An 18807-nucleotide genomic window follows, 5' to 3' on the forward strand; every position below is an offset into this window, starting at 1 on the left:
GGAGGTGGTTATGTCCCAGCGCATCAACTTTCGGGAGGCCAGCTGGCCTGCCGACCGGGAGGCACTCTCCCTGATCCGCCGCGAAGTCTTCGTGGAGGAACAGCAGGTGCCCGAAGACCTTGAATTCGACGGCCTCGACGCCGGAGCCCTGCACTGGCTGGCGGAGGAACCGGGAGGCGAACCCATCGGCACCCTGCGCCTGTTGCCCAGCGGCCAGATCGGACGCATGGCCGTGCGCCAGCCCTGGCGTGGCCACGGAATCGGCTCGCATCTGCTCGAGTGCGCCCTGAGTGCAGCAATCCGGCATGGCTGGCGCGAGGTCTGGCTGAATGCCCAGGCGACTCGCCTGGGATTCTATGCCCGTCACGATTTCTTTATCATCAGTGACACGTTCGAGGATGCGGGCATCCCCCACCGGCGCATGCTGCGACGCATCCGGAATTCCATGGCCCGCGCCGGATAAGACGGGCCGGATAACAAAGGTGAAGGCATGAGCACGGAAGGCGGCGAAGTCGAGGAAACCACGGAAGACCCGCGCGGGCAGGCCCGCGAAATGCTGCGGGAGATGAGCGAAAACGCGGGGCGGATCCTGTGGCTCCACGCCCCCGTTACGCTGCTGGAAGAAGTCGCGGACGACGGTCTGCCCGGCGCCCTCGCGCGCATGGCCCAGCGCCACCGCTCCACCGACATTCGCCTGCTGGTGGACGACGACCTGGCACTGAAGGACCGTCTGCCCGAACTGGTCGGCACGCTCAAGCGCCTGACCACCGCGGCCTCCGTGCGGGTGCTGGAACCCGACGAAAACGCACCGCTGGTGATGACGGTCATCGCCGATCAGTCCGGCTGGATGCAGTTCACGCGTTCGGGCAGCCAGCGCATCCTGCGGGGTGAAACCGATCATCGAGGCCGGACCCGGCGCCGCGCCGAGGAATTCGAAGCGAGCTGGGAAGCCGGCCGGGATTCGGACGAACTGCGACGTGTCCATCTCTGATCGACGCCGACGGTTCCTGCGGGCGAGCGCGGCCGCCTGCCTCCTCGCCCTGCCTTTCCGTTCCACGGCTCGCGACGCGGCCGACCGTGTCACGGTCATCGACTTGCAGAATCGCCGGGCCGAAGCCGTGGTGAACGATCTGCGCCAACTGTTCCCCGGCGCCACCCTGCAGCCGGATGGCTTCCGCCTGCTGGTGCGGGCGCCGGCGCACGAGATCGAGGAGATCCGCCAGATGGTGGCGGAGCTCGACCATGCGTCCCCCGATCTGGTCCTGCGCGTGCGCCGCCACCGCGACCACGACGACGACACCGCCGGCCGCATCCGACGCTTTACCACCCGACGTGACGAGGACCGCGAGCAGTTCCTGCGGCTGCGCGACGGCGGACGCGCCATTCTGATGGTCGGCGAGACGCTGCCCGCCGGTTACCGCCTGTTTGCCGGCCGTGCCGGCGTGGCCATCGAACCCATCTATCGTGACACGGCGCGCGGCTTCGCCGTGGAACCCCGCATGCAACCCGATGGCCGCGTGCGCGTGGCGATTACCCATCTCCATCAGACACCCCTGCAACGCGGCACCGAGCACGAACGGGTCGCAACGGAGATCACCCTGGAGCCCGGGAGCTGGCACGATTTCGCCGGCATCCGTTCGCGGCTGGAAAGCGAAGCCCGCGACGTTCACCCGCCCGTTCGCCGCCGCACCACCCGCGCCCGGGATGACGTATCGCTGGAGATCCGGGTGGACCCGACGGAGGACACCACGACCCCCGGGTTACGCTGAAGTCGCGTCCGGCCCGGGCACGGTTCGCGCCCCCAACCAGAAAGGCCCGCCGCTGCAGCGACGGGCCCCGGTATGTCTTCGTTCGGCACGGGCCGACCCGGCGGCGTACACCGCCGGGTGCCCCCGCCTGCCGATCAGTCAGCGCGGAAGCTGTCGTGGCAGGCCTTGCAGGACTGGCCGATCTCACCGGCCTGACGGCGCAGCTGCATTTCATCGGCCCCTTCATCAATCAGGGCCGTCATGCGCGAAACCTCTTCTTCGAAGTCCGCGATCTTCTGTTCCCAGGTCTCCTGATCTTCCCAGACCTCCATCATGGCGTCGGTTTCACCGAGATCGGAGCCCTCGGTAAAGCCCTGCCACGGCATGTCGGCCAGGCGCGCCAGCTGATCGGCACGCTCCAGGAACATCTCCTCGTTGAACGGGATCTCGCCCTGGGCCATGCCCGCCATCGGGCCGAAATTCCAGCTGAAGGCCTTGAACACGCCCTGGCGATACTCGATCGCGTCCTCGGGATCGACCGCCTGAGCGGCACCGGTCATCATCATCGCACCCAGCAGGGCCACGGGAAGACTGCGCAGAAAGAGCTTCTTCATGTTGTGATTCTCCTTTTCGGGCAGAATGAAAGCTGCACGATTAAAATTCCCCTTCATTTTACACCTGCTTGAGGTTCGGAAAAGCGACGCTCGACGCAAAACTCCGACAATAACGTTCGATGAATTCGAAAGCTCGACCCGCCGCCGTACCCGATCATTCGATCGAATGCATCACGTTCGATCTGGACGACACCCTCTGGCCGGTGATGCCGGTCATCCGTCATGCCGAAGACCGTTTCTACGCCTGGCTGCGCGAACGCGCGCCCGCAGTCTGCGCCCGCTTCGAACCCGAGGAGCTGGTGGCCGACCGCGCGGGCTTCATGCGTGCCGCACCCGAGGAAGAGCGCCACGACCTTACCCGCCTGCGCAAGCGATGGCTGCGCGGTCTTGCACAACGCTGCCAGGTCTGTCCGGACACCCTCGAGGAGGAAGGCTTCGCGGTCTTCTGGCATGCCCGCAACGAGGTGACCCCGTTCCCCGAGGCCGACGCGGTGCTCGCCCGCCTGCATGGCCGATTCACCCTCGGCGCCATCAGCAACGGCAACGCCGACGTGTTCCGCACGCCCCTGGGCCGTTATTTCGATTTCGCCGTTCCCGCGGCCGAAGCGGGCGCCGCCAAACCGCATCCGCGAATCTTCGAACACGCGCGCCGGCGTGCCGGCGTACCGGCACCGGCCATCCTCCATGTCGGCGACGACCCCGTGGCGGACATCCTCGGGGCGCTGGATGCGGGTCTCAACGCCGCCTGGTACAACCCCGACGCCCTGCCCTGGGAACACCCGGTTCCCGCCCCGCCGCGTCTGGGCCGTCTCGGGCAGCTCCCGCGCATACTCGGCTTGCACGACTGAATCCCGACCCGCGGCAATTTCAGGCCGGGCGCGGGAGCCGGTGCAGCGTCGCGTAGAGCACCGGCACCACGCCCAGGATCAGCACCGTGCCGGCGGCAAGGCCGCTCATCACGGCGATGGCCAGCGGCGCCCAGAACGGTCCGGACAGCGCCAGCGGGATCATGCCGAGGATGGTGGTCAGGGCGGTCAGGAGCACCGGGCGGAAACGATTGACCGCGGCCTCGATCAGGGCCTCCAGGGGTTCCAGTCCGCGGCGGCGTTCCAATTCGGCCTGCTCCACCAGCACAATCGCATTGCGCAGAAGGATTCCGCCCAGGCTCATCGCCCCCAGCAGGGCGATGAAACCGAACGGCTGCCGGAACAGCAGCAGACCCGCGACCACGCCCACCACCGCCAGCGGGACGCTGAGCGCCACCACGAGGGTGTTGCGGAAGCTGTTGAACTGCCAGAGCAGTAACACCACCATCAGCCCCAGGACGATGGGCACCGGCGCCAGCACACTGGCCCGGGCATCGGCGGCCGCCTCGAACTCGCCGCCCCATTCGCGCTCCACTCGCCCCGCATTCCCGGTGCCCTGCAGCAAGGTGTCGATCACCGGGTCGGCCTCGCGCACGAAACCGCTGGCGGTGGCACCGGGGGCAAGGTCCGCCTGCAGGGTCACGGTGGGGCGCCGGTCATGGCGCCAGATCACCGCCTCGTCGAACACGGGCTCCACCTCGGCTACCTGGCCCAGTGGCACCGCCGCCCCGCCGTCGCGCGGCCAGATCTCCAGGGTGTGCAGCTGTGCCAGATCCCGGCGTTCGTCCTCCGGGAAGCGCCACAGCACCGGCAGGGCCTGATCGCCATCGCGAAAGACCCCGATCGGCATGCCGCTGACTCCGGCCTCCAGGGTCTCGGCCACCTCGGCGCTGGACAGCCCGGCCGCTCGTACCCGGTCCTGATCCACCTGTACGTCCAGCGTCAGTGTGCGTTCGCGCCAGTCATGCCGGGGCCGTTCCAGGTCGGGGTGACCTTCCATCCATTCCAGCACGCGGTCGGCGGTGGCGCGCAGTTCGGCCCGGTCCTGCGGCCCGGACAGCCGCAGCTCCACCGGATAGCGCACGGGTTCCCCCAGCTGCATCGGCCGCACGCGCGGGTCGGCTCCGGGGAAGCGCCCCTCCATCCATTCGCGGGTCTCCGCGATGATGTCATGCAGTCGATCCACGTCTTCGACCTGCACCAGGATCTGGGCCAGCGCCGGATTGGGAAGCTCGGGCATCATCGGCAGATAGAACCGCGGCGACCCCTCGCCGATGAAGGCCGTGTAGCTTTCCACCTCGGGGTGCTGCGACAGCCAGGATTCCAGCCGCGCCACATCGGCTGCGGTGGTCTCGATGCGCGTCCCTTCTCCCCGCCAGTGATCGATCATGAACTGCGCCCGGTCGGCCGGCGGGAAGAAGATCTGCGGTACCAGCGCAAAGGACGCGACCGCGACCAGCATCAGGCCGACCACCGACGCCAGGGTCCGACGGCGATGGCGCAGCATGGCCGTGAGCGCCCGGCGATAGAGCGCGAGCAGCTGCGTGCCGATTCCGGGCGTCTCCGTGCCGGTCGGGTCGCCATTCACCGGACCCGGCAACCAGCGCCACGCCAGCAGGGCCGTCAGGGTTACCGCCAGCAGCCACGACAGGCCCAGCGCGATCGCCACCACCCAGAACAGCGAGCGGGTGAACTCGCCCACCAGGGTCGGCGTCATGCTGATCGGCGAGAACGCCAGCGCTGCGATCAGGGTCCCGATCAGCAGCGGCCCGCCGGTCTCGCTGACCGCCTCGCGCGCCGCCTGCAGTCGCTCGGTGCCGCGCCGGATGCGGGTCATCATCAGCTCGGCGACGACGATCGCGTTGTCCACCAGCATCCCCAGCACCACGATCAGGGCCCCCAGCGAGACCCGGTGCAGTTCGATGCCGGCCACCCACATCACGAAAAAGGTCGCCAGGATGGTCAGCGGCACGCCCATGCCGACGATCAGGCCGGTACGCCACCCGAGCGCTACCAGCAGCACCCCCAGCACGATGACCACCGCGGTCGCCAGATTGCCGCCGAAATCCAGGATCGCCGCGCGCACGGTCTCCGGCTGGAAGTTGACCGTGTCGATGTCGATCCCCACCGGGCGATCCCCGCGCAACGCCTCGATGCGCTCCAGGACGTCGTCACCCAGGGCGACCACGTTGGTCCCTTCGGTCGGGCTCACCCCCAGCGCGACCGCCGGCTGGCCGTTGTAGCGCAGCATGCGTTCCGGCGGCTCGGCGTCACCGCGGTGCACTTCGGCCACATCGCGCAGCTGGAAACGCTCGCCGGTCTCGGGGTTGTGAATGGCCAGGTGGCGAACGTCGTCCACCGATTCGAACACCCCGGAGACGAACAGCCGTACGCGGTCCTCCTCCAGTTCGATCGCCCCGCCGGGCGCCACCACGTTCTGGCGCTCCAGGGCCTGGATGATCACCCCCGGATGCAGATCCAGTGCGGCCAGACGGGAACGCCGGGTCTCGACGAAGATCCGCTCGCCGCGATCGCCGAACAGCTCCGCCCGCGCCACCCCGGGCAGGCGCAGCAGTTCACGGCGCAGTTCATCGGCGTAGTCGTGCAGCTCGCGGTGGCTGTAGCCCTCGCCGTGGATCGCCAGCAGGGTACCGAAGACATCCCCGTAGTCGTCGTCCACCAGTGGACCGCGGATCCCCTCCGGAAGATCCGGCACCGCCGCGCGCACGGTGCGTTCCAGCTCGTCCCAGACCTGGCGCTGAGCCTGATCCCCCAGAGCCTCGTCGACGTGGACGAAGATCACCGACTCGCCATGGCGGCTCACCGACTCCAGTTCGTCCAGCTCGTCGAGCTGCTGGATATGGCGCTCCAGGACCTCGGTGACCTCCTCCTCCACCCGCGTGGCTCGAGCACCGGGATACCCGGTCTGCACCAGCGCGGTCGGCACGGTGAACTCGGGATCCTCGAGCTTGCCCATGTCGATGAAGGCCCAGGTCCCGCCGAGGACCAGCAGGGCCGTCAGGAACACTACCAGCCGGGCCCGCTGGATGGCCCAGGTCGCGGCGTTGAACCCGGACCCGGCGTTGTCGCCGCCGGGCGGGTTCACGAACGGTTGTCCCCGGCCCCGGCGTCGCGTTCCGAAGCCGGGGCCTCGTCATTGAACCGACGGGTACGCTGGCCCTCGCGCAGCCGACCGGCACCCGCGGAGACGACCTCGTCACCCGGTTCCAGATCACCCTGCACGCGCACCCCGCGACCATCCGCGCCAAGCACTTCCACCTGGCGCGGGGCGACGCGGCCGTCCTCCGGGTCCCGCACCCACACCGCGTAGCCCTCCGCGTGTTCCACCAGAGCGGACGGCGGCAGCACCACGCCGACACCGGGTTCGGGGCGCGCCCGGAAGGCGACCTCGGCGGTCATCCCCGGCAGGACCCGGTCGGGGTCAAGCGCCGTCGCGGGCAGGGTCAGAGGGTCGGGGGTCTCCAGACGCACCTTGACCGGATAGGTCTGCCGTCCCGGCAGCACGTCCACCCCGACCGACCGGATGCTGGCGGAGAAACGCGCGTCGTCCAGTGCCGGAATGCGTACCTCCACCGCCTCCAGCCGGTCCCGCCAGGCCAGCAGCCCCTCGGGAATACCGACCTCGATCTCGATGGATTCCAGATCCTCGAACAGGACCACCGGGTGATGAGCCTGCACCGGTTCATGCGGTTCCAGATCGCGTTCGGCGACGTAACCGGTGAACGGGGCTCTGAGTTCGCTGTCTTCCAGTGCGTCGCGCGCCTGCTCCAGCTGCGCCTCGATGCGCCGGATCCGGCCCCGGGCGGCCTCGCGCTCCTCCTCGCGGCCGCCGGCCCGCGCGATGGTCAGCGCCTCCTGCGCCGAACGCCGGTCCGCCGCGGCCTCGCGCAGAGCCCGGCGGGCGCGGTCATATTCCGACTGACTCACATGACCGTCGTCGCGCATGCGCGCCACCCGGCGGTATTCGGACTCGGCCTGTTCCTCGCGGGCCCCGGCCGCCTCCAGCCGCGCCTCCAGCTGGCGCCGTTCTTCCTCGCGTGCGCCGCGCTCCAGCATCAGCTGCTCCGCGCGGGCCTCCACCAGACCGCCCTCCAGTTCACGCACCCGGCGCTGGAAGTCGCGCGGGTCCAGACGCGCCAGGAGGTCGCCCTCGTCCACGCGTTCGCCGCGCTCCACCGCGACCGACTCAACCACCCCTCCGACGCGAAACGCCAGCCAGGCACGTTCCGCCGCCTGGGTACGCCCGGAGAAGCGGCGCTCGATGAGAGTGTCCCGCTCGCTCACGGTGACCAGCTTGACGGGCCGTTCGGGTGCGGGCGGCTCCGACGGCCCCTCGCCACATCCGGTCAACACCAGCGCCAGTATCAGGACACCCGCGGCGTAACCCGCCGTCCGGCGATGCGGCCACCCGCCGGTCATGATCCCCGCCCCTGCGCCAGCGCGGCTTCCACGCGTTCTACATCGCTCGGGGTGTCGACACCGGGCGGATGCGCCTCCGCGCGCAGCCCCACCCGGATATGCGCGCCCATCGCCAGGGCTCGCAGCTGCTCCAGCTGCTCGAGGCGTTCGAGGCGCGCAGGCGGGGTCGCACTCATGCGCCGCAGGAACCCGGCGCGATACGCGTACAGTCCGAGGTGACGCACGGCCGCCGACGTGTCGGGGGCGCGGCCGGCGCGCGCGGCCTCGCGGTCGAAGGGAATGGGCGCACGGGAAAAATACAGCGCCCGCCCGTGGTCGTCGGTCACCAGCTTGACCTGGTTCGGATCGTGCAGATCCGCCACACTGCCCAGCGGCACCCCGAAGGTCGCCATCCCGGCCTCCGGCGATTCCGCCAGCAGGGCCGCCAGCTCGTCGAGGACCCCGCCGGGCGTCAGGGGTTCGTCCCCCTGCAGGTTCACCACCAGGGATTCGTCACCCCAGCCCTCCGTCGCAGCCACGGCGGCGATGCGGTCGGTGCCCGACGGGAGGTCCGCGGCGGTCAACACCGCCTCCGCGCCCGCCTCGCGGGCTGCGGCAAGCACCCGTTCATCGTCGGCCGCCACGATTACGCGGGAGGCACGACTCTCCCGCGCACGTGCGACGACATGCGCGATCAGCGGACGGCCCGCGACCGGCACCAGCGGCTTCTCCGGCAGACGGCTGGAGGCCAGCCGCGCCGGAATGACGACGACGAAGGGTTCCACGGCGCCCTCAGACGTCGCGCCAGCGTTCCTTTTCCTCGTCCGACAGGTGCCGGGCCTCGTCCACCAGCATCACCGGGATCTCGTCCCGGATCGGGTACGCCAGACCGGCCTGCACCGAGATCAGCTCCTGATTCTCGCGGTCGTATTTCAGCGGGCCCTTGGTCTCCGGGCATACGAGGATGTCGAGAAGGCGGTTGTCCATGTTGTACTTACCCCAGATGGCGGAGCCGGATGCTGGTCCTGAGACGCTGCAGCAGGGCCGGCTCGAAAGTGGCTGGAAGGCTGGCCGCCACGGGCCAGTACCAGTGGCGGGATTGCGCGAACGACCGGCATTTTACGGCATCCTTCTCGGTCATCAGAACCGGCAGGTCGTCATCAAACGCCAGATCGCGCGCGCGAAAACGATGATGGTCCGGAAACGGGTGCCGGATCACGTAGATGCCGCGCTGCTCCAGCATGGAAAAAAAACGTTCCGGGTCGGCGATGCCGGCGACCGCGTGGACCTCCTGCCCGCCCAGAAGCCTCGGGCGCATGGTCTCGTCACTGCCGTCCACCCGCCGCAGGCGCGAGGCCGGGACCAGGTGCATCGGGATTTCGTCGGCGCCGGCCTCGCCACCGGTCCGCACGACGAAATCGGCCCGCGCACGTGCCGCCTTCGGCTCGCGCAGCGGGCCGGCCGGCAGGCACAGGCCGTTGCCGAGGCCCCGTCGCCCGTCCACCATCAACACGGTCAGATCCCGTGGCAGTCGATGGTGCTGCATGCCGTCATCGGCGATCACCACGTCCGCGCCGCGGTCGGCCAGCGCGCGTGCGCCACGCACGCGATCGCGGTCCACCTGGACCGGCAGCCGGGTCCGTCGGGCCAGCAGCACGGGCTCGTCCCCGACCTCGGCCGGATCCGAATCCGGATGCACCGCCTGCCCCGCCTCGCCACGCCGGCCATAGCCGCGGGACACGATGCCCGGACGATATCCCGCCTCCGTCAGACGCCGCGCCAGCCAGTCGGTCATCGGGGTCTTGCCGCTGCCGCCAACCGTCAGATTCCCGACCACTATCACGGCCTTCAATGGCAGTCGGGTATTCCGGCGGATCTCTTCCAGGCGCATGCGGTTGTATTCCGCAAGACCGGCATAGACCAGCGAAAGGGGATACAACGTCGCGGCCACCGGGCCGCGCTGGCTCCAGTGCCGCCACCACCATCGACTCAGCCAGGCGGTATTCATGCGTGGCCTCCGTTCCCCGGCAACGGGCTCACCAGTCCCAGACCTCGGCCAGCAGCGTCTCGAAATGGTCATCCACCCGCCGTCGCTCGCCCCAGAACCGGCGGCGGGCGGCATCCCCCAGCTGACGGCGGACGGCGGCATCGTCGCGCAACGCGGTCCAGCGGGCCAGCACCGCCTGCGGATCGGCGTGCACCTCCACCGGCAATTCCAGGGTCCCTTCGCGCCCGAGGCTGACCGCGGTCCCGCCCGCAAGCGCCTGCCACAACACCCGCGATCCCGGGGCATCCAGATGCACCGCCTGCGTCGCGCTGGCCGCCGCGGCGAACCAGCGCGGGTCGTCCAGCTGCACGACATTCCCGGGGGCGAGCGCATTGCGATCCCATTCGCTCACCCGCAGTGAACGCCCCGGCAGCGGGTGACCGGGATCCTCTTCCAGACTGGCCAGCAGGATATCCTCCTCCCCGAAACCGGAGGCCTCCCAGGCGGCGCGCCAGTCCGGCCAGCCGGCCGCAGTGCCGTGCCACCACCACAGCCGGCGTACCTCGCCACCCACCAGCGAGCGCAGGACCACGTCCGCCTGCGCTTCGACGAAACGCGCCATCGGATCCGCCGGTTCCAGCCACCGCGCGGCACCTCCCTCGCCGGCGCGATCACTCCAGCACCGGCTCTCCTCCGGATCACGGGGCCAGGCCAGCTCCAGACCCCGCGCCGCCGGCCGCGCCGGCGGTGCCGCGTTCACCGCGATCACCGGGGCCTGCGTGGCTTCCAGCAAGTTGGGCGGGGTCACGCCGCCCGCCAGGATGATGCCCGCGGGCTGGAAGCGGTCCAGCACGCGGCGCACGACCCGTGGCCGGTCGCAGGGGCCGTACCCCACGCCCACCTTGCGAAACGGCTGCATGTGCTGTTCGAACAGCTCCGGGCAGTCGCGCTCGAAGGTCAGCACCAGGCGCACGTCCTGACGCTTGTGGCGCACGAATCCCAGCAGCTCGATCCCCAGGCGCAGGCTCTCGGGGTCGGCCCCGGCCCGAATCCAGATCAGGCGGCCACGGTCCTCCGGCGGACTGAGGAACCCCAGCCGCGCCAGCGCGCGCGCCCGGTCACCGCGGCGCCAGTCCCGCCCGACCGCGCTCCAGACTCCCGCCAGTCCGGCCCCATATCCCGCTTCGGTCGTGTACATGCCGCTCAGTCGTCCGCCGCCCGGCCGTCATCACCCAGTGTCGCGATCGACACCGCGCTGACACCGAGGCGGCCCACCACGTCCAGCGCCCGCACCACCGACTGGTGACTGGCACTGGCGTCCGCGCGGATCACCACGGGGTCATCGCCGCGGGCCTCGAGAACTTCGCCCAGCACCTGTTCCAGGGTTTCGGCCCGACGGTTCACCAGTTCCCGCCCGTCCACGAAATAACGGCCGTCGGCGTCCACCACGATGTCGATCCAGGCGCGATCGTCCACCTGTTCCGCTTCCCGGTCGGCCGATGGCAGGGTGATGTCGATGTCGGCGTGCCGGTCGAATGTGGTGGAGACCATGAAGAAGATCAGCAGCAGGAACACCACATCGATCAGCGGCGTGAGATTGACGCCGGGCTCCTCGCGTTGTGTGGGCGGGCGGAACTTCACGCCCGGCCTCCGGCCTCGACGCTGCTGGCACTGCGCTCGCCGTGCATGATCTCGACCAGCTTGGTGGCTTCCTGCTCCATCTCCAGCACCAGCTCGTCGATCCGGCCGCGGAAGTAGCGATGGAAGATCAGCGCCGGAATCGCGATCCCGATGCCGGTGGCGGTGGTGATCAGCGCCTGCGAGATGCCGCCGGCCAGATCCCGCGGGCTGCCCACGCCGATCTCGGTGACCACCGTGAAGACCTCGATCATTCCGACCACGGTGCCCAGCAGCCCCAGCAGCGGCGTGATCATCGCGATGGTGCCGAGGGTGTTCATGTAGCGTTCGAGTTCATGCGCCACCCGTCGGCCCGCCTCCTCGATGCTTTCCTGGGTAATCTGGCGGGTACGGTCATGGGTCGCCAGACCCGCGGCCAGCACGGCCCCCAGCGGGGAATTTTCACGCAGGCGCTCGATGTCCTCCATCGACAGGCCGTGTTCGCGCATCTGTTCCCATACGCGCGCCAGCAGGCCCTGCGGTACCACTCGCCCTCGCCGCAGCGAGATAAAACGTTCCAGGATGATCGCCACGGCCAGCACCGAACACAGCAGGATCGGCACCATCAGCCAGCCGCCACTTTTCACGATCTCGAGCATTCACTGCCTCCTTGGAGTTACCACGCGATCCGGCCGCTCCCTCAGGCCCGGGAAAAGACGGCCATGGATTCCACGTGCGCGGTGTGCGGGAACATGTCCATGATCCCGGCCCGTTCCAGCCGGTAGCCATGATGATGCACCAGACGTTCGGCGTCACGGGCCAGGGTCGCCGGGTTGCAGGACACGTACACCATGCGCTCGATCCGGCGCGGGCCAAGGGCCTCCACGGCGGCGGCCGCCCCGGTGCGCGGGGGATCGAGCAGGACCCGGTCCCAGTCCTCGTGCAGCCAGTCGGCCCGCGACAGGGCCTCGGCGTCGTCCAGATCCGCACGCGCGTACCGGGTATTGGTAATGCCCTGGGCGCGGGCACTGTCCGCCGCACGTGCCAGCATCGCGTCATCCACCTCGATACCGGTCACGCCGGCCGTCCGGGTGGCCAGCGGCAGGGTGAGGTTGCCCAGCCCGCAGAACAGATCCAGTACCCGGTGCCCCGGCTCCAGTTCCATGGCGGCCACTGCCTGGCGCACCATGGCACGGTTCACCTCGGGGTGGACCTGCACGAAATCCATGGGCGTGAAGCCCACCTCGACGCCGAAATCCGGGTGACGATAAACCAGCGGGGCATCCGGCCCCGCCAGATGGACCACAGTCTCCGGCCCGCCCGACTGCAGGAACACGCCGATGTCTTCCTCGTCGGCCCAAGTCGCCAGCCGCGCCCGATCGGTGTCGGTCAGCGGATCGAGATGACGGAACACCAGCGCCACGCGGTCGTCATCATCCACACCGACCTCGATCTGGGGGATCCGGTCTCGCGCCTGCAGGCCGTCCAGCAGGTCCCGCAGCGCACGGATCCGGTGCCCCACCGCCGGATGCAGCACCTCGCAGTGATCCATCTCCGCAAGATAGGGACTGCCCCTTTCGCGGAAGCCGACCAGGGTCCCGCCCTTCTTCGGGACATGTTTGGCGCCGAGCCGCGCGGTACGCCGATAGCCCAGCGTCGCCCCGGTCAGCGGCTCGAACCGCGCCTCGGGCGTTACATGACCGATGCGTTCCAGCGCGTCGAAAAGGGCCTGTTCCTTGATCTCGCGCTGCAGGTCGATCGAGGCGTGCTGCAGCTTGCAGCCACCGCACAGACCGAAGAACGCGCAGGGCGGATCCACCCGGCCGGCAGCGGGCTCCAGCACCTCCACCACTTCGGCCATATCAAAACGGCGCTTGCGCCCGGTCTGCACCGCGCGCACCCGCTCGCCGGCCAGTGCCCCGTGCACGAAACAGGCCTTGCCGTCACGCCGGATCACGCCCTGGCCATCCAGGGTCACGTCCTCGATCACGGCCTCGAACGGGGTGCGGTCGATCTTCTTGCCCATGCCGTCAGCCCCGCCAGGCTTCGAGAAATTCAAGGTGGTGCTCCGCCGGGCTGGCGGCCAGGTAATCCGCCAGCTGGTCCTGGCGGGACTTCAGCGCGTCGTCGGTCAGGTGGCCCCGCATGTGCTCGAAGCGCAGCCACACGAGGTAGGTATTGAGCACGTCGTGCTCCACGTAGTCGTGGATCTCGCCGGCGCGTCCGTCGCGCCATGCCGGCCAGACCATGGAGCCGTCCATGCCCAGCTTGCCGGGGAAACCCAGCAGGCTGGCCATGGTGTCCAGACCGGTCACCGCGCGGCCCTGGAAACCCGCGAGCACATCCATCAGGTCGACATGGCGCCAGTGGAAGCGCGACAGGTAATTGTTGTAGCGGAACTCGCGGTCGTCGTCGCCCTGCTCCCAGTACCGCGGCGCCTGCACACCATTGACCAGCGCGCGGTAGTGCAGCACCGGCAGGTCGAAGCCACTGCCGTTCCAGCTCACCAGCGTGGGCGTGCGCTGGTCGATCACGCCGAAGAACTGGCGCAGCAGTTCGGCCTCGTCCGGCGTGTGCCCGTCCTCGCCGTCGCGGCCGAAGGCCGACAGCTTGAGCGCTTCCCCGCCCTGGTACAGCACCCCGATGGATACGATGCGATGCAGCGGATGGCGCAGGAATTCCAAGCCGGTCTGCGCTCGGCGCATCGCGAACAGCGCATCCGCGACCTCCCGGTCGGTCAGGCCATCAAAATCGTACAGCCGGCGCGCGCCCTCGATATCGGGCACCGTTTCCAGGTCAAAAACCAGTACGGGAGCGGACATGCCAGCCTCAGTCGGGGTAGACGCCGGTGGAAATGTAGCGGTCGCCGCGATCGCAGATAATGGCCACGAAGGTTCCGCCTTCGACCTCTGCGGCGAGCCTCAGGGTGGCTGCCACCGCGCCGCCGGACGACACCCCGGCAAAGATGCCTTCCTCTGCCGCCAGCCGGCGCATGGTGGTCTCCGCTTCCTCCTGGGTCACGTCCACGGTGCGATCCACCCGCGCGGCCTCGAAGATCGTCGGCAGATAGGCCTCGGGCCAGCGCCGGATCCCCGGTATGGAAGCCCCCTCTCCCGGCTGCACGCCGACGATCTCGATCTCCGGATTGCGCTCCTTCAGGTACCGCGAGACCCCCATGATGGTCCCGGTGGTGCCCATGGAAGACACGAAATGGCTGATCGTGCCCTCGGTGTCGCGCCAGATCTCCGGCCCTGTGCCCTGATAATGCGCATCGGGATTATCGGGATTGCCGAACTGGTTGAGCAGGAAGCCCTCTCCCGCGTCCGCCATGCCCTGAGCGAGATCACGCGCCCCTTCCATGCTTTCCTCGCGCGTGACCAGCTTGAGCTCGGCGCCATAGGCCTTCATCGACGCCCGCCGTTCGGCCGACATGTTGTCCGGCATGATCAGGATCATGCGATAGCCCTTGATCGCAGCCGCCATCGCCAGCGCGATACCGGTGTTGCCGGAGGTGGCCTCGATCAGGGTGTCGCCGGGACGGATGTCACCGCGCTGTTCCGCCGCCCGGATCATGTTCACCGCCGGGCGGTCCTTGACCGAACCGGCGGGATTGTTGCCCTCGAGCTTGACCAGCACGGTCGACGGCAGATCCGCGGCCAGGCGCTGCAGGCGCACCAGCGGCGTGTTACCGACGAAATCCTCGAGCGTCGGAAAGGAATCGGGATGCAGTCGTTTCATGGCCGCAGAGTATAACGACTCGCGCCGGCTTTGCGGGTCCGTGGACACGATGAATGCGCCGTGAACCCCGTCAACAAAAAGGCCCCGGAGCTCGGCTCCGGGGCCCGAATGGCGCGAACGCCCCGCCCGTTTACATGAACAGGCAGATGTCGGAATCACCGGCGAACTCGAAGAACGCCGCCGCCCCCGCGTATTCCACGCCATCAATGAAGTGACTGGTGTCCATTTCGAACAGATCCACCGTCATCTGGCAGGCGATCATCCGCACTTCGGCCTCCTGGCACAGATCGCGCAGATCCTCCAGATCAGAGACGCCCTTCGCCTTCATCTTCTTCTTCATCATCACGGTCATCATCTTCTGCATCCCCGGCAGGGCCTGCACAAGAACCGGCATGGGCATCGGCATCGGCATGCCCGGATTGCCCAGCGAGGTCACCTGAAGATCCAGCTTTTTCTCCAGCAGCTTCAGCCCGTAGAAAGTAAAGAAGATCTCGCATTCATAGCCCAGGGCCGCCGCGGTGGAGGCCAGGATGAACGGGGGATACCCCCAGTCCAGACTGCCCTTGGTCGCGATGATGGCCATTTTCTTCTGTTCGTCGCTCATTGAGTTTTCCTCCTGTTGTTATACATGGCGAAGCCGGGTAGCGCCCCCTGCACCACCCGGCTCCGAATGGCGTGATTCGCGGATACTTCAGTGTCCGGCGTTGTGACGCGCTCGTCGCCAGTCCCGAACCAGGGCGCAACCCGCGCAAACGCCCAGGGCGGCAAGACTGGCCCAGACGGAAATCGGCACCAGAATCATCGCCAGCCCAAACATGACCCACGCCAGTACGGTCATTGCTCTCCTCCTTCGGTGCAGCCGGCCCTGGGCCGTCCCGCGACCGCTTTGCTTTTTTTCGACAGCAGGCAGGCACCAACCAGGGCAGCCGGAAGCCTACCGCGTTCCGTTGCTCCCTGCATCACTGACCTCGGCCGAACCTTCCTGATCCGGTCCGGATTCCGGCGCCGGCCGCCGTTCGGCGGCCTCCGCCGGACGGTGGACGTCCGCCGCGGACGCCCGGCCACTGCCTGGATCCACGGGACGTGCGTCCACGAACTGATTGTTGAGCTTCTGGATATAGGCCTCTGCCTGATCGCGGAGACCATGCAGACGCGCCAGACGCCGCCGCCCGAGTCCGCGCGGCGAGCGCGCGAATAGCGAACGCATCGGACGGGTACTCTTGAGAAAGGCCGCCTGCCAGTTCCCCGCCGCCGATTCCTTCGGCAGCTCGCGTGCGATTCGCCGTGCGAGCCAGCGCCGGTTGAAGAAATGGATCCCGCCCAGAGCCACCACCAGCAGGATCACGCCCGCCGAGGTCCAGACCGGGTTATCCAGCAGAGTTCCCCACACCCGCCCGTCGATCCACGGACGGATGCCGTCGGTCGCCTGATACCCGATCACCGCGAGCACCGCCACGAGCACCCCCATCATGCCCGCGTCGAACTGCAGCACCCGACGGCGCCAGCGGTCGAGACTGCGCTTGATCGCCGGCAGCACATCCATCTCGATGGACTCGGCAATCGCCTGCAATGCTCCAATAATGCGATAGGACCGCGACGAACTGATCTCCCGGATTTTCTTGTGGATCTCCTCGCGGTCGTGCGCGGATTTCTCCTCGTAGCGTTCCCGCACCTGCGGGTCCCCGATCTCCACCGCACCGCTTTCGTTGTAGATGCAGTAGAAACGCCCGGTTGCGTTGCCCTGGCGCACCACCGCGCGCTGCCAGGCCGCGACGACTTCCTCGAGGTTGTCCTCGCGCCAGGTCGTGTCGATCTGGTTCAGGATAAAGACCAGCTTGGTGAAGTCGTTGCGCTCGGCCACCCGGTTGACCAGGTGTTCCAGAGTGTCGCGCATGGCACCGGGTTCGGGGTGCCGTGCATCGAAGAACACCAGCACCAGATCCGACAGATCGATGATGTGGTCGGTCAGCTGCAGGATGGTGGTGCGTTGCTCGTCGGCATCGAACCCGGGCGAGTCGATCAGGATGCGGCCCCGCAGCTGCTCCGCGCGCGCGGTCTTCATGGCCAGGAAATGATCCACCGTGCGCCCGCCACCATCGGTGATGCGTTCGATCTCGTCGGACACTCGATAGAACGGGAAGCGCGGATCACCGTCGAGCGCCAGCCCCGGGAGCTCCTGCACCCGTTCGCTGCCGCCATAGGAGATCACGGTGAACTTGTCGTCCACCGCCTGACTGCCGCTGCGCTGCACGGTTTCACCCACGAACTCGTTGATGAACGTGGACTTGCCCGAGGAAAAGGTCCCCAGGACCGAGATCATCGGCCACCAGGAAATGGTGAAGGCGTAGGACTCTTCTTCCGGATCCAGCAGGCCCGAGGCATATCCGACCCGATCCAGTTCCCGGAACGGATTGACCACGCCCTCGAGGACCGGGTTTTCCTCCGCCAGACGGTCACTCAGGAGCTTGAGCTGCTTGCGGACGCGGCTGCCAGGTCGATTGAACATTCCGATCTCCGTAATGGTTCGGGCCCGGGGCAGACCGCGCACACGACTAGCGCGGCGCCGACGGCGGACGGTATGGGCCGCCCGACCCCGGATAGGGACCGCCCTGCCCCGAGAGTGGGTTGAACATGTTCATCATACCCATGGGACCGCCCACATTGCGATTCAGGCTCCACATGTCGCGCTGCATGCCGATCACGGACCCGGCCATCACCTCGGTATCCCGGGTCATCGACCCGATGTCCGTGCTCATGCGGCCGGTGTCCTCGCTGATGGACGCAACGCTCTGCTCCATCTCGGCCGTGGACCCCGCAATATCCACCATGCGGCCCTCCATCGCCTCCATGTGGCGCACAATCGCCGACATGTCGCGGTCCACCACCCGGGTCATCGAGGAAATCTCCTCGGTCAGCTGTGACACGTCCCGGGTCAGGCTGGTGATCAACCAGAAACCGTACACCGCCAGCACGACGAATGCGACCAGGGAAGCATAGACGATCAGTTCGAGCCGCCGGGCCCGTCGTTGCGCATCGTCCGCCTCTTCCTTGACCTCGTAATACTGACTGTCGCCGTCAGCTGGCCTGTCTTTCGCACCCATCGTTCCTCCGGTCGGTGACTACAGCACACGTGATGTGGAGGGTGCCGCAAACCTCAGCGGAACCGTTCCAGGTGGTCCGCCCCTTGCGGATGATGCCGGGCATAGATCGGACGCAGTGGGGCCATCATCGCCCGGCGCTCGCCCTCCGGAAGCTTCTCCAGCGCCCGGTCCCAGCTGCCCATGGCGGCTTCAACGTCGCCGGTGGCGTGTTGCAGATTGCCCAGTTCCCCGAGGATGTCCGCCCGTTCCCGGCTTTCGTACGCCTGCGTTTCCAGCCCGCCTTCGAGGACGGTCATCGCGGCTGCGGCACCCTCGCGCCAGTACGTCTCCCGTGCTTCGGTCAGCAGCGCCTCGACCTCCACCGCCGGTTCCTCCGCGACTTCTTCCCGGGCGGCTTCTTCCCTGGCCGCTTCTTCCCTGGCCGCTTCTTCCCTGGCCGCTTCTTCCCGAGCAGCTTCTTCCCGAGCAGCTTCTTCCCGAGCAGCTTCTTCCCGAGCAGCTTCTTCCCGGGCCGCTTCCTCCCGAGCAGCTTCCTGGTCCCCGGCAGAGGGCTCTTCCTCGAGCACGACGCCGGACTCCGCGGGCGGGTCCCCCGGCTCGGCCGGCGCCAGCCAGTCACGGGCGGACCAGGCGATCAGCCAGAGGACGATCACGATCAGCACCCAGTAGCGATTGATAAAACCGCGTCGCGGCTTGTCTTCACCTGATCCCATTTGT

Annotated in this window: 20 protein-coding genes; 4 read left to right on the forward strand and 16 right to left on the reverse strand. The window is 68.1% G+C overall.

Annotated features, from left to right (window positions below):
- The first annotated feature begins 10 nt into the window (after positions 1–10).
- Genes G020_RS0105710 through G020_RS0105720 form a run of 3 tightly spaced genes read left to right on the forward strand, consistent with a single transcriptional unit; the run spans position 11 to position 1769 of the window.
- Positions 11–463, forward strand: a complete 453-nt coding sequence (locus G020_RS0105710) for a GNAT family N-acetyltransferase (protein WP_024328942.1) — start codon at positions 11–13, stop codon at positions 461–463.
- A gap of 27 nt (positions 464–490) precedes the next feature.
- Positions 491–991 carry a hypothetical protein gene (locus tag G020_RS0105715; protein ID WP_024328943.1) on the forward strand — a complete coding sequence of 167 codons (501 nt, stop codon included), beginning with the start codon at positions 491–493 and terminating at the stop codon, positions 989–991.
- On the forward strand, positions 978–1769 hold the full coding sequence (locus G020_RS0105720; RefSeq protein ID WP_043688961.1) for a secretin N-terminal domain-containing protein: 792 nt from the start codon (positions 978–980) through the stop codon (positions 1767–1769). The genes G020_RS0105715 and G020_RS0105720 overlap by 14 nt, the downstream gene beginning before the upstream one ends.
- Positions 1770–1903: 134 nt before the next feature.
- Here the strand turns inward: G020_RS0105720 and G020_RS0105725 are convergent, their stop codons facing one another.
- Positions 1904–2419, reverse strand: coding sequence for a cytochrome c (locus tag G020_RS0105725; RefSeq protein ID WP_024328945.1), 516 nt, complete (start codon positions 2417–2419; stop codon positions 1904–1906).
- A 62-nt stretch (positions 2420–2481) separates the two neighbouring features.
- Here G020_RS0105725 and G020_RS0105730 point away from each other — a divergent pair, with 62 nt between their 5' ends.
- Positions 2482–3210, forward strand: coding sequence for an HAD family hydrolase (locus G020_RS0105730; RefSeq protein WP_024328946.1), 729 nt, complete (start codon positions 2482–2484; stop codon positions 3208–3210).
- Positions 3211–3229: 19 nt separating this feature from the next.
- Here G020_RS0105730 and G020_RS0105735 read toward each other — a convergent pair whose 3' ends face one another.
- From G020_RS0105735 to G020_RS0105810, 15 genes are all read right to left on the reverse strand, one after another.
- The gene (locus tag G020_RS0105735) at positions 3230–6334 is read right to left on the reverse strand and encodes an efflux RND transporter permease subunit (protein WP_024328947.1); all 3105 of its coding nucleotides are present in this window, start codon (positions 6332–6334) and stop codon (positions 3230–3232) included.
- A complete protein-coding gene (locus G020_RS0105740) occupies positions 6331–7668 on the reverse strand; it encodes an efflux RND transporter periplasmic adaptor subunit (RefSeq protein ID WP_024328948.1) in 1338 nt (445 codons plus the stop codon). Before G020_RS0105740 ends, G020_RS0105735 begins: the two co-directional genes overlap by 4 nt.
- Positions 7665–8432: a 3-deoxy-manno-octulosonate cytidylyltransferase gene (gene kdsB / locus G020_RS0105745; protein ID WP_024328949.1), complete on the reverse strand. Its 768-nt coding sequence runs from the start codon at positions 8430–8432 to the stop codon at positions 7665–7667. Before kdsB ends, G020_RS0105740 begins: the two co-directional genes overlap by 4 nt.
- Before the next feature lie 7 nt (positions 8433–8439).
- A complete protein-coding gene (locus G020_RS0105750; protein WP_018945891.1) occupies positions 8440–8634 on the reverse strand; it encodes a Trm112 family protein in 195 nt (64 codons plus the stop codon).
- A 7-nt stretch (positions 8635–8641) separates the two neighbouring features.
- The gene (gene lpxK, locus G020_RS0105755) at positions 8642–9655 is read right to left on the reverse strand and encodes a tetraacyldisaccharide 4'-kinase (RefSeq protein ID WP_024328950.1); all 1014 of its coding nucleotides are present in this window, start codon (positions 9653–9655) and stop codon (positions 8642–8644) included.
- Between the two features lie 28 nt (positions 9656–9683).
- Positions 9684–10832: a glycosyltransferase N-terminal domain-containing protein gene (locus tag G020_RS0105760; protein WP_024328951.1), complete on the reverse strand. Its 1149-nt coding sequence runs from the start codon at positions 10830–10832 to the stop codon at positions 9684–9686.
- Between the two features lie 5 nt (positions 10833–10837).
- A complete protein-coding gene (locus G020_RS0105765) occupies positions 10838–11275 on the reverse strand; it encodes a biopolymer transporter ExbD (RefSeq protein ID WP_018869577.1) in 438 nt (145 codons plus the stop codon).
- Complete coding sequence (locus tag G020_RS0105770; RefSeq protein ID WP_018869578.1) at positions 11272–11910, reverse strand: MotA/TolQ/ExbB proton channel family protein; 639 nt, start codon at positions 11908–11910, stop codon at positions 11272–11274. The genes G020_RS0105765 and G020_RS0105770 overlap by 4 nt, the downstream gene beginning before the upstream one ends.
- A 41-nt stretch (positions 11911–11951) precedes the next feature.
- A complete protein-coding gene (rlmD, locus tag G020_RS0105775) occupies positions 11952–13277 on the reverse strand; it encodes a 23S rRNA (uracil(1939)-C(5))-methyltransferase RlmD (protein ID WP_024328952.1) in 1326 nt (441 codons plus the stop codon).
- A 4-nt stretch (positions 13278–13281) separates the two neighbouring features.
- Complete coding sequence (locus G020_RS0105780; RefSeq protein WP_024328953.1) at positions 13282–14073, reverse strand: 3'-5' exonuclease; 792 nt, start codon at positions 14071–14073, stop codon at positions 13282–13284.
- A gap of 7 nt (positions 14074–14080) precedes the next feature.
- Entirely contained in the window at positions 14081–14989 is a 909-nt protein-coding gene (gene cysM / locus G020_RS0105785) for a cysteine synthase CysM (RefSeq protein ID WP_024328954.1), read from the reverse strand.
- Positions 14990–15119: 130 nt separating this feature from the next.
- Positions 15120–15593, reverse strand: coding sequence for a DsrE/DsrF/DrsH-like family protein (locus G020_RS0105790; RefSeq protein ID WP_018945885.1), 474 nt, complete (start codon positions 15591–15593; stop codon positions 15120–15122).
- Between the two features lie 330 nt (positions 15594–15923).
- Positions 15924–17495 (reverse strand): dynamin family protein, encoded by a 1572-nt coding sequence (locus G020_RS0105800; RefSeq protein WP_024328955.1) that lies wholly within the window; start codon positions 17493–17495, stop codon positions 15924–15926.
- Positions 17496–17541: 46 nt separating this feature from the next.
- Complete coding sequence (locus tag G020_RS0105805; protein WP_018869584.1) at positions 17542–18090, reverse strand: hypothetical protein; 549 nt, start codon at positions 18088–18090, stop codon at positions 17542–17544.
- A gap of 53 nt (positions 18091–18143) precedes the next feature.
- Positions 18144–18803 (reverse strand): hypothetical protein, encoded by a 660-nt coding sequence (locus tag G020_RS0105810; RefSeq protein ID WP_024328956.1) that lies wholly within the window; start codon positions 18801–18803, stop codon positions 18144–18146.
- Positions 18804–18807 lie beyond the last annotated feature (4 nt).

The organism is Thioalkalivibrio sp. ALR17-21, assembly GCF_000420185.1.
Lineage (GTDB): Bacteria > Pseudomonadota > Gammaproteobacteria > Ectothiorhodospirales > Ectothiorhodospiraceae > Thioalkalivibrio > Thioalkalivibrio halophilus.

What these genes read in the sequence shown, in the direction of transcription:
- G020_RS0105710 (WP_024328942.1), top strand. Translation starts at nt 11, where the DNA reads ATGTCCCAGCGCATCAACTTTCGGGAGGCCAGCTGGCCTGCCGACCGG.
- G020_RS0105715 (WP_024328943.1), top strand. Translation starts at nt 491, where the DNA reads ATGAGCACGGAAGGCGGCGAAGTCGAGGAAACCACGGAAGACCCGCGC.
- G020_RS0105725 (WP_024328945.1), bottom strand. Translation starts at nt 2,419, where the DNA reads ATGAAGGGGAATTTTAATCGTGCAGCTTTCATTCTGCCCGAAAAGGAG.
- G020_RS0105730 (WP_024328946.1), top strand. Translation starts at nt 2,482, where the DNA reads ATGAATTCGAAAGCTCGACCCGCCGCCGTACCCGATCATTCGATCGAA.
- G020_RS0105740 (WP_024328948.1), bottom strand. Translation starts at nt 7,668, where the DNA reads ATGACCGGCGGGTGGCCGCATCGCCGGACGGCGGGTTACGCCGCGGGT.
- G020_RS0105750 (WP_018945891.1), bottom strand. Translation starts at nt 8,634, where the DNA reads ATGGACAACCGCCTTCTCGACATCCTCGTATGCCCGGAGACCAAGGGC.
- lpxK (WP_024328950.1), bottom strand. Translation starts at nt 9,655, where the DNA reads ATGAATACCGCCTGGCTGAGTCGATGGTGGTGGCGGCACTGGAGCCAG.
- G020_RS0105760 (WP_024328951.1), bottom strand. Translation starts at nt 10,832, where the DNA reads ATGTACACGACCGAAGCGGGATATGGGGCCGGACTGGCGGGAGTCTGG.
- G020_RS0105770 (WP_018869578.1), bottom strand. Translation starts at nt 11,910, where the DNA reads ATGCTCGAGATCGTGAAAAGTGGCGGCTGGCTGATGGTGCCGATCCTG.
- rlmD (WP_024328952.1), bottom strand. Translation starts at nt 13,277, where the DNA reads ATGGGCAAGAAGATCGACCGCACCCCGTTCGAGGCCGTGATCGAGGAC.
- G020_RS0105780 (WP_024328953.1), bottom strand. Translation starts at nt 14,073, where the DNA reads ATGTCCGCTCCCGTACTGGTTTTTGACCTGGAAACGGTGCCCGATATC.
- cysM (WP_024328954.1), bottom strand. Translation starts at nt 14,989, where the DNA reads ATGAAACGACTGCATCCCGATTCCTTTCCGACGCTCGAGGATTTCGTC.
- G020_RS0105790 (WP_018945885.1), bottom strand. Translation starts at nt 15,593, where the DNA reads ATGAGCGACGAACAGAAGAAAATGGCCATCATCGCGACCAAGGGCAGT.
- G020_RS0105800 (WP_024328955.1), bottom strand. Translation starts at nt 17,495, where the DNA reads ATGTTCAATCGACCTGGCAGCCGCGTCCGCAAGCAGCTCAAGCTCCTG.
- G020_RS0105805 (WP_018869584.1), bottom strand. Translation starts at nt 18,090, where the DNA reads ATGGGTGCGAAAGACAGGCCAGCTGACGGCGACAGTCAGTATTACGAG.
- G020_RS0105810 (WP_024328956.1), bottom strand. Translation starts at nt 18,803, where the DNA reads ATGGGATCAGGTGAAGACAAGCCGCGACGCGGTTTTATCAATCGCTAC.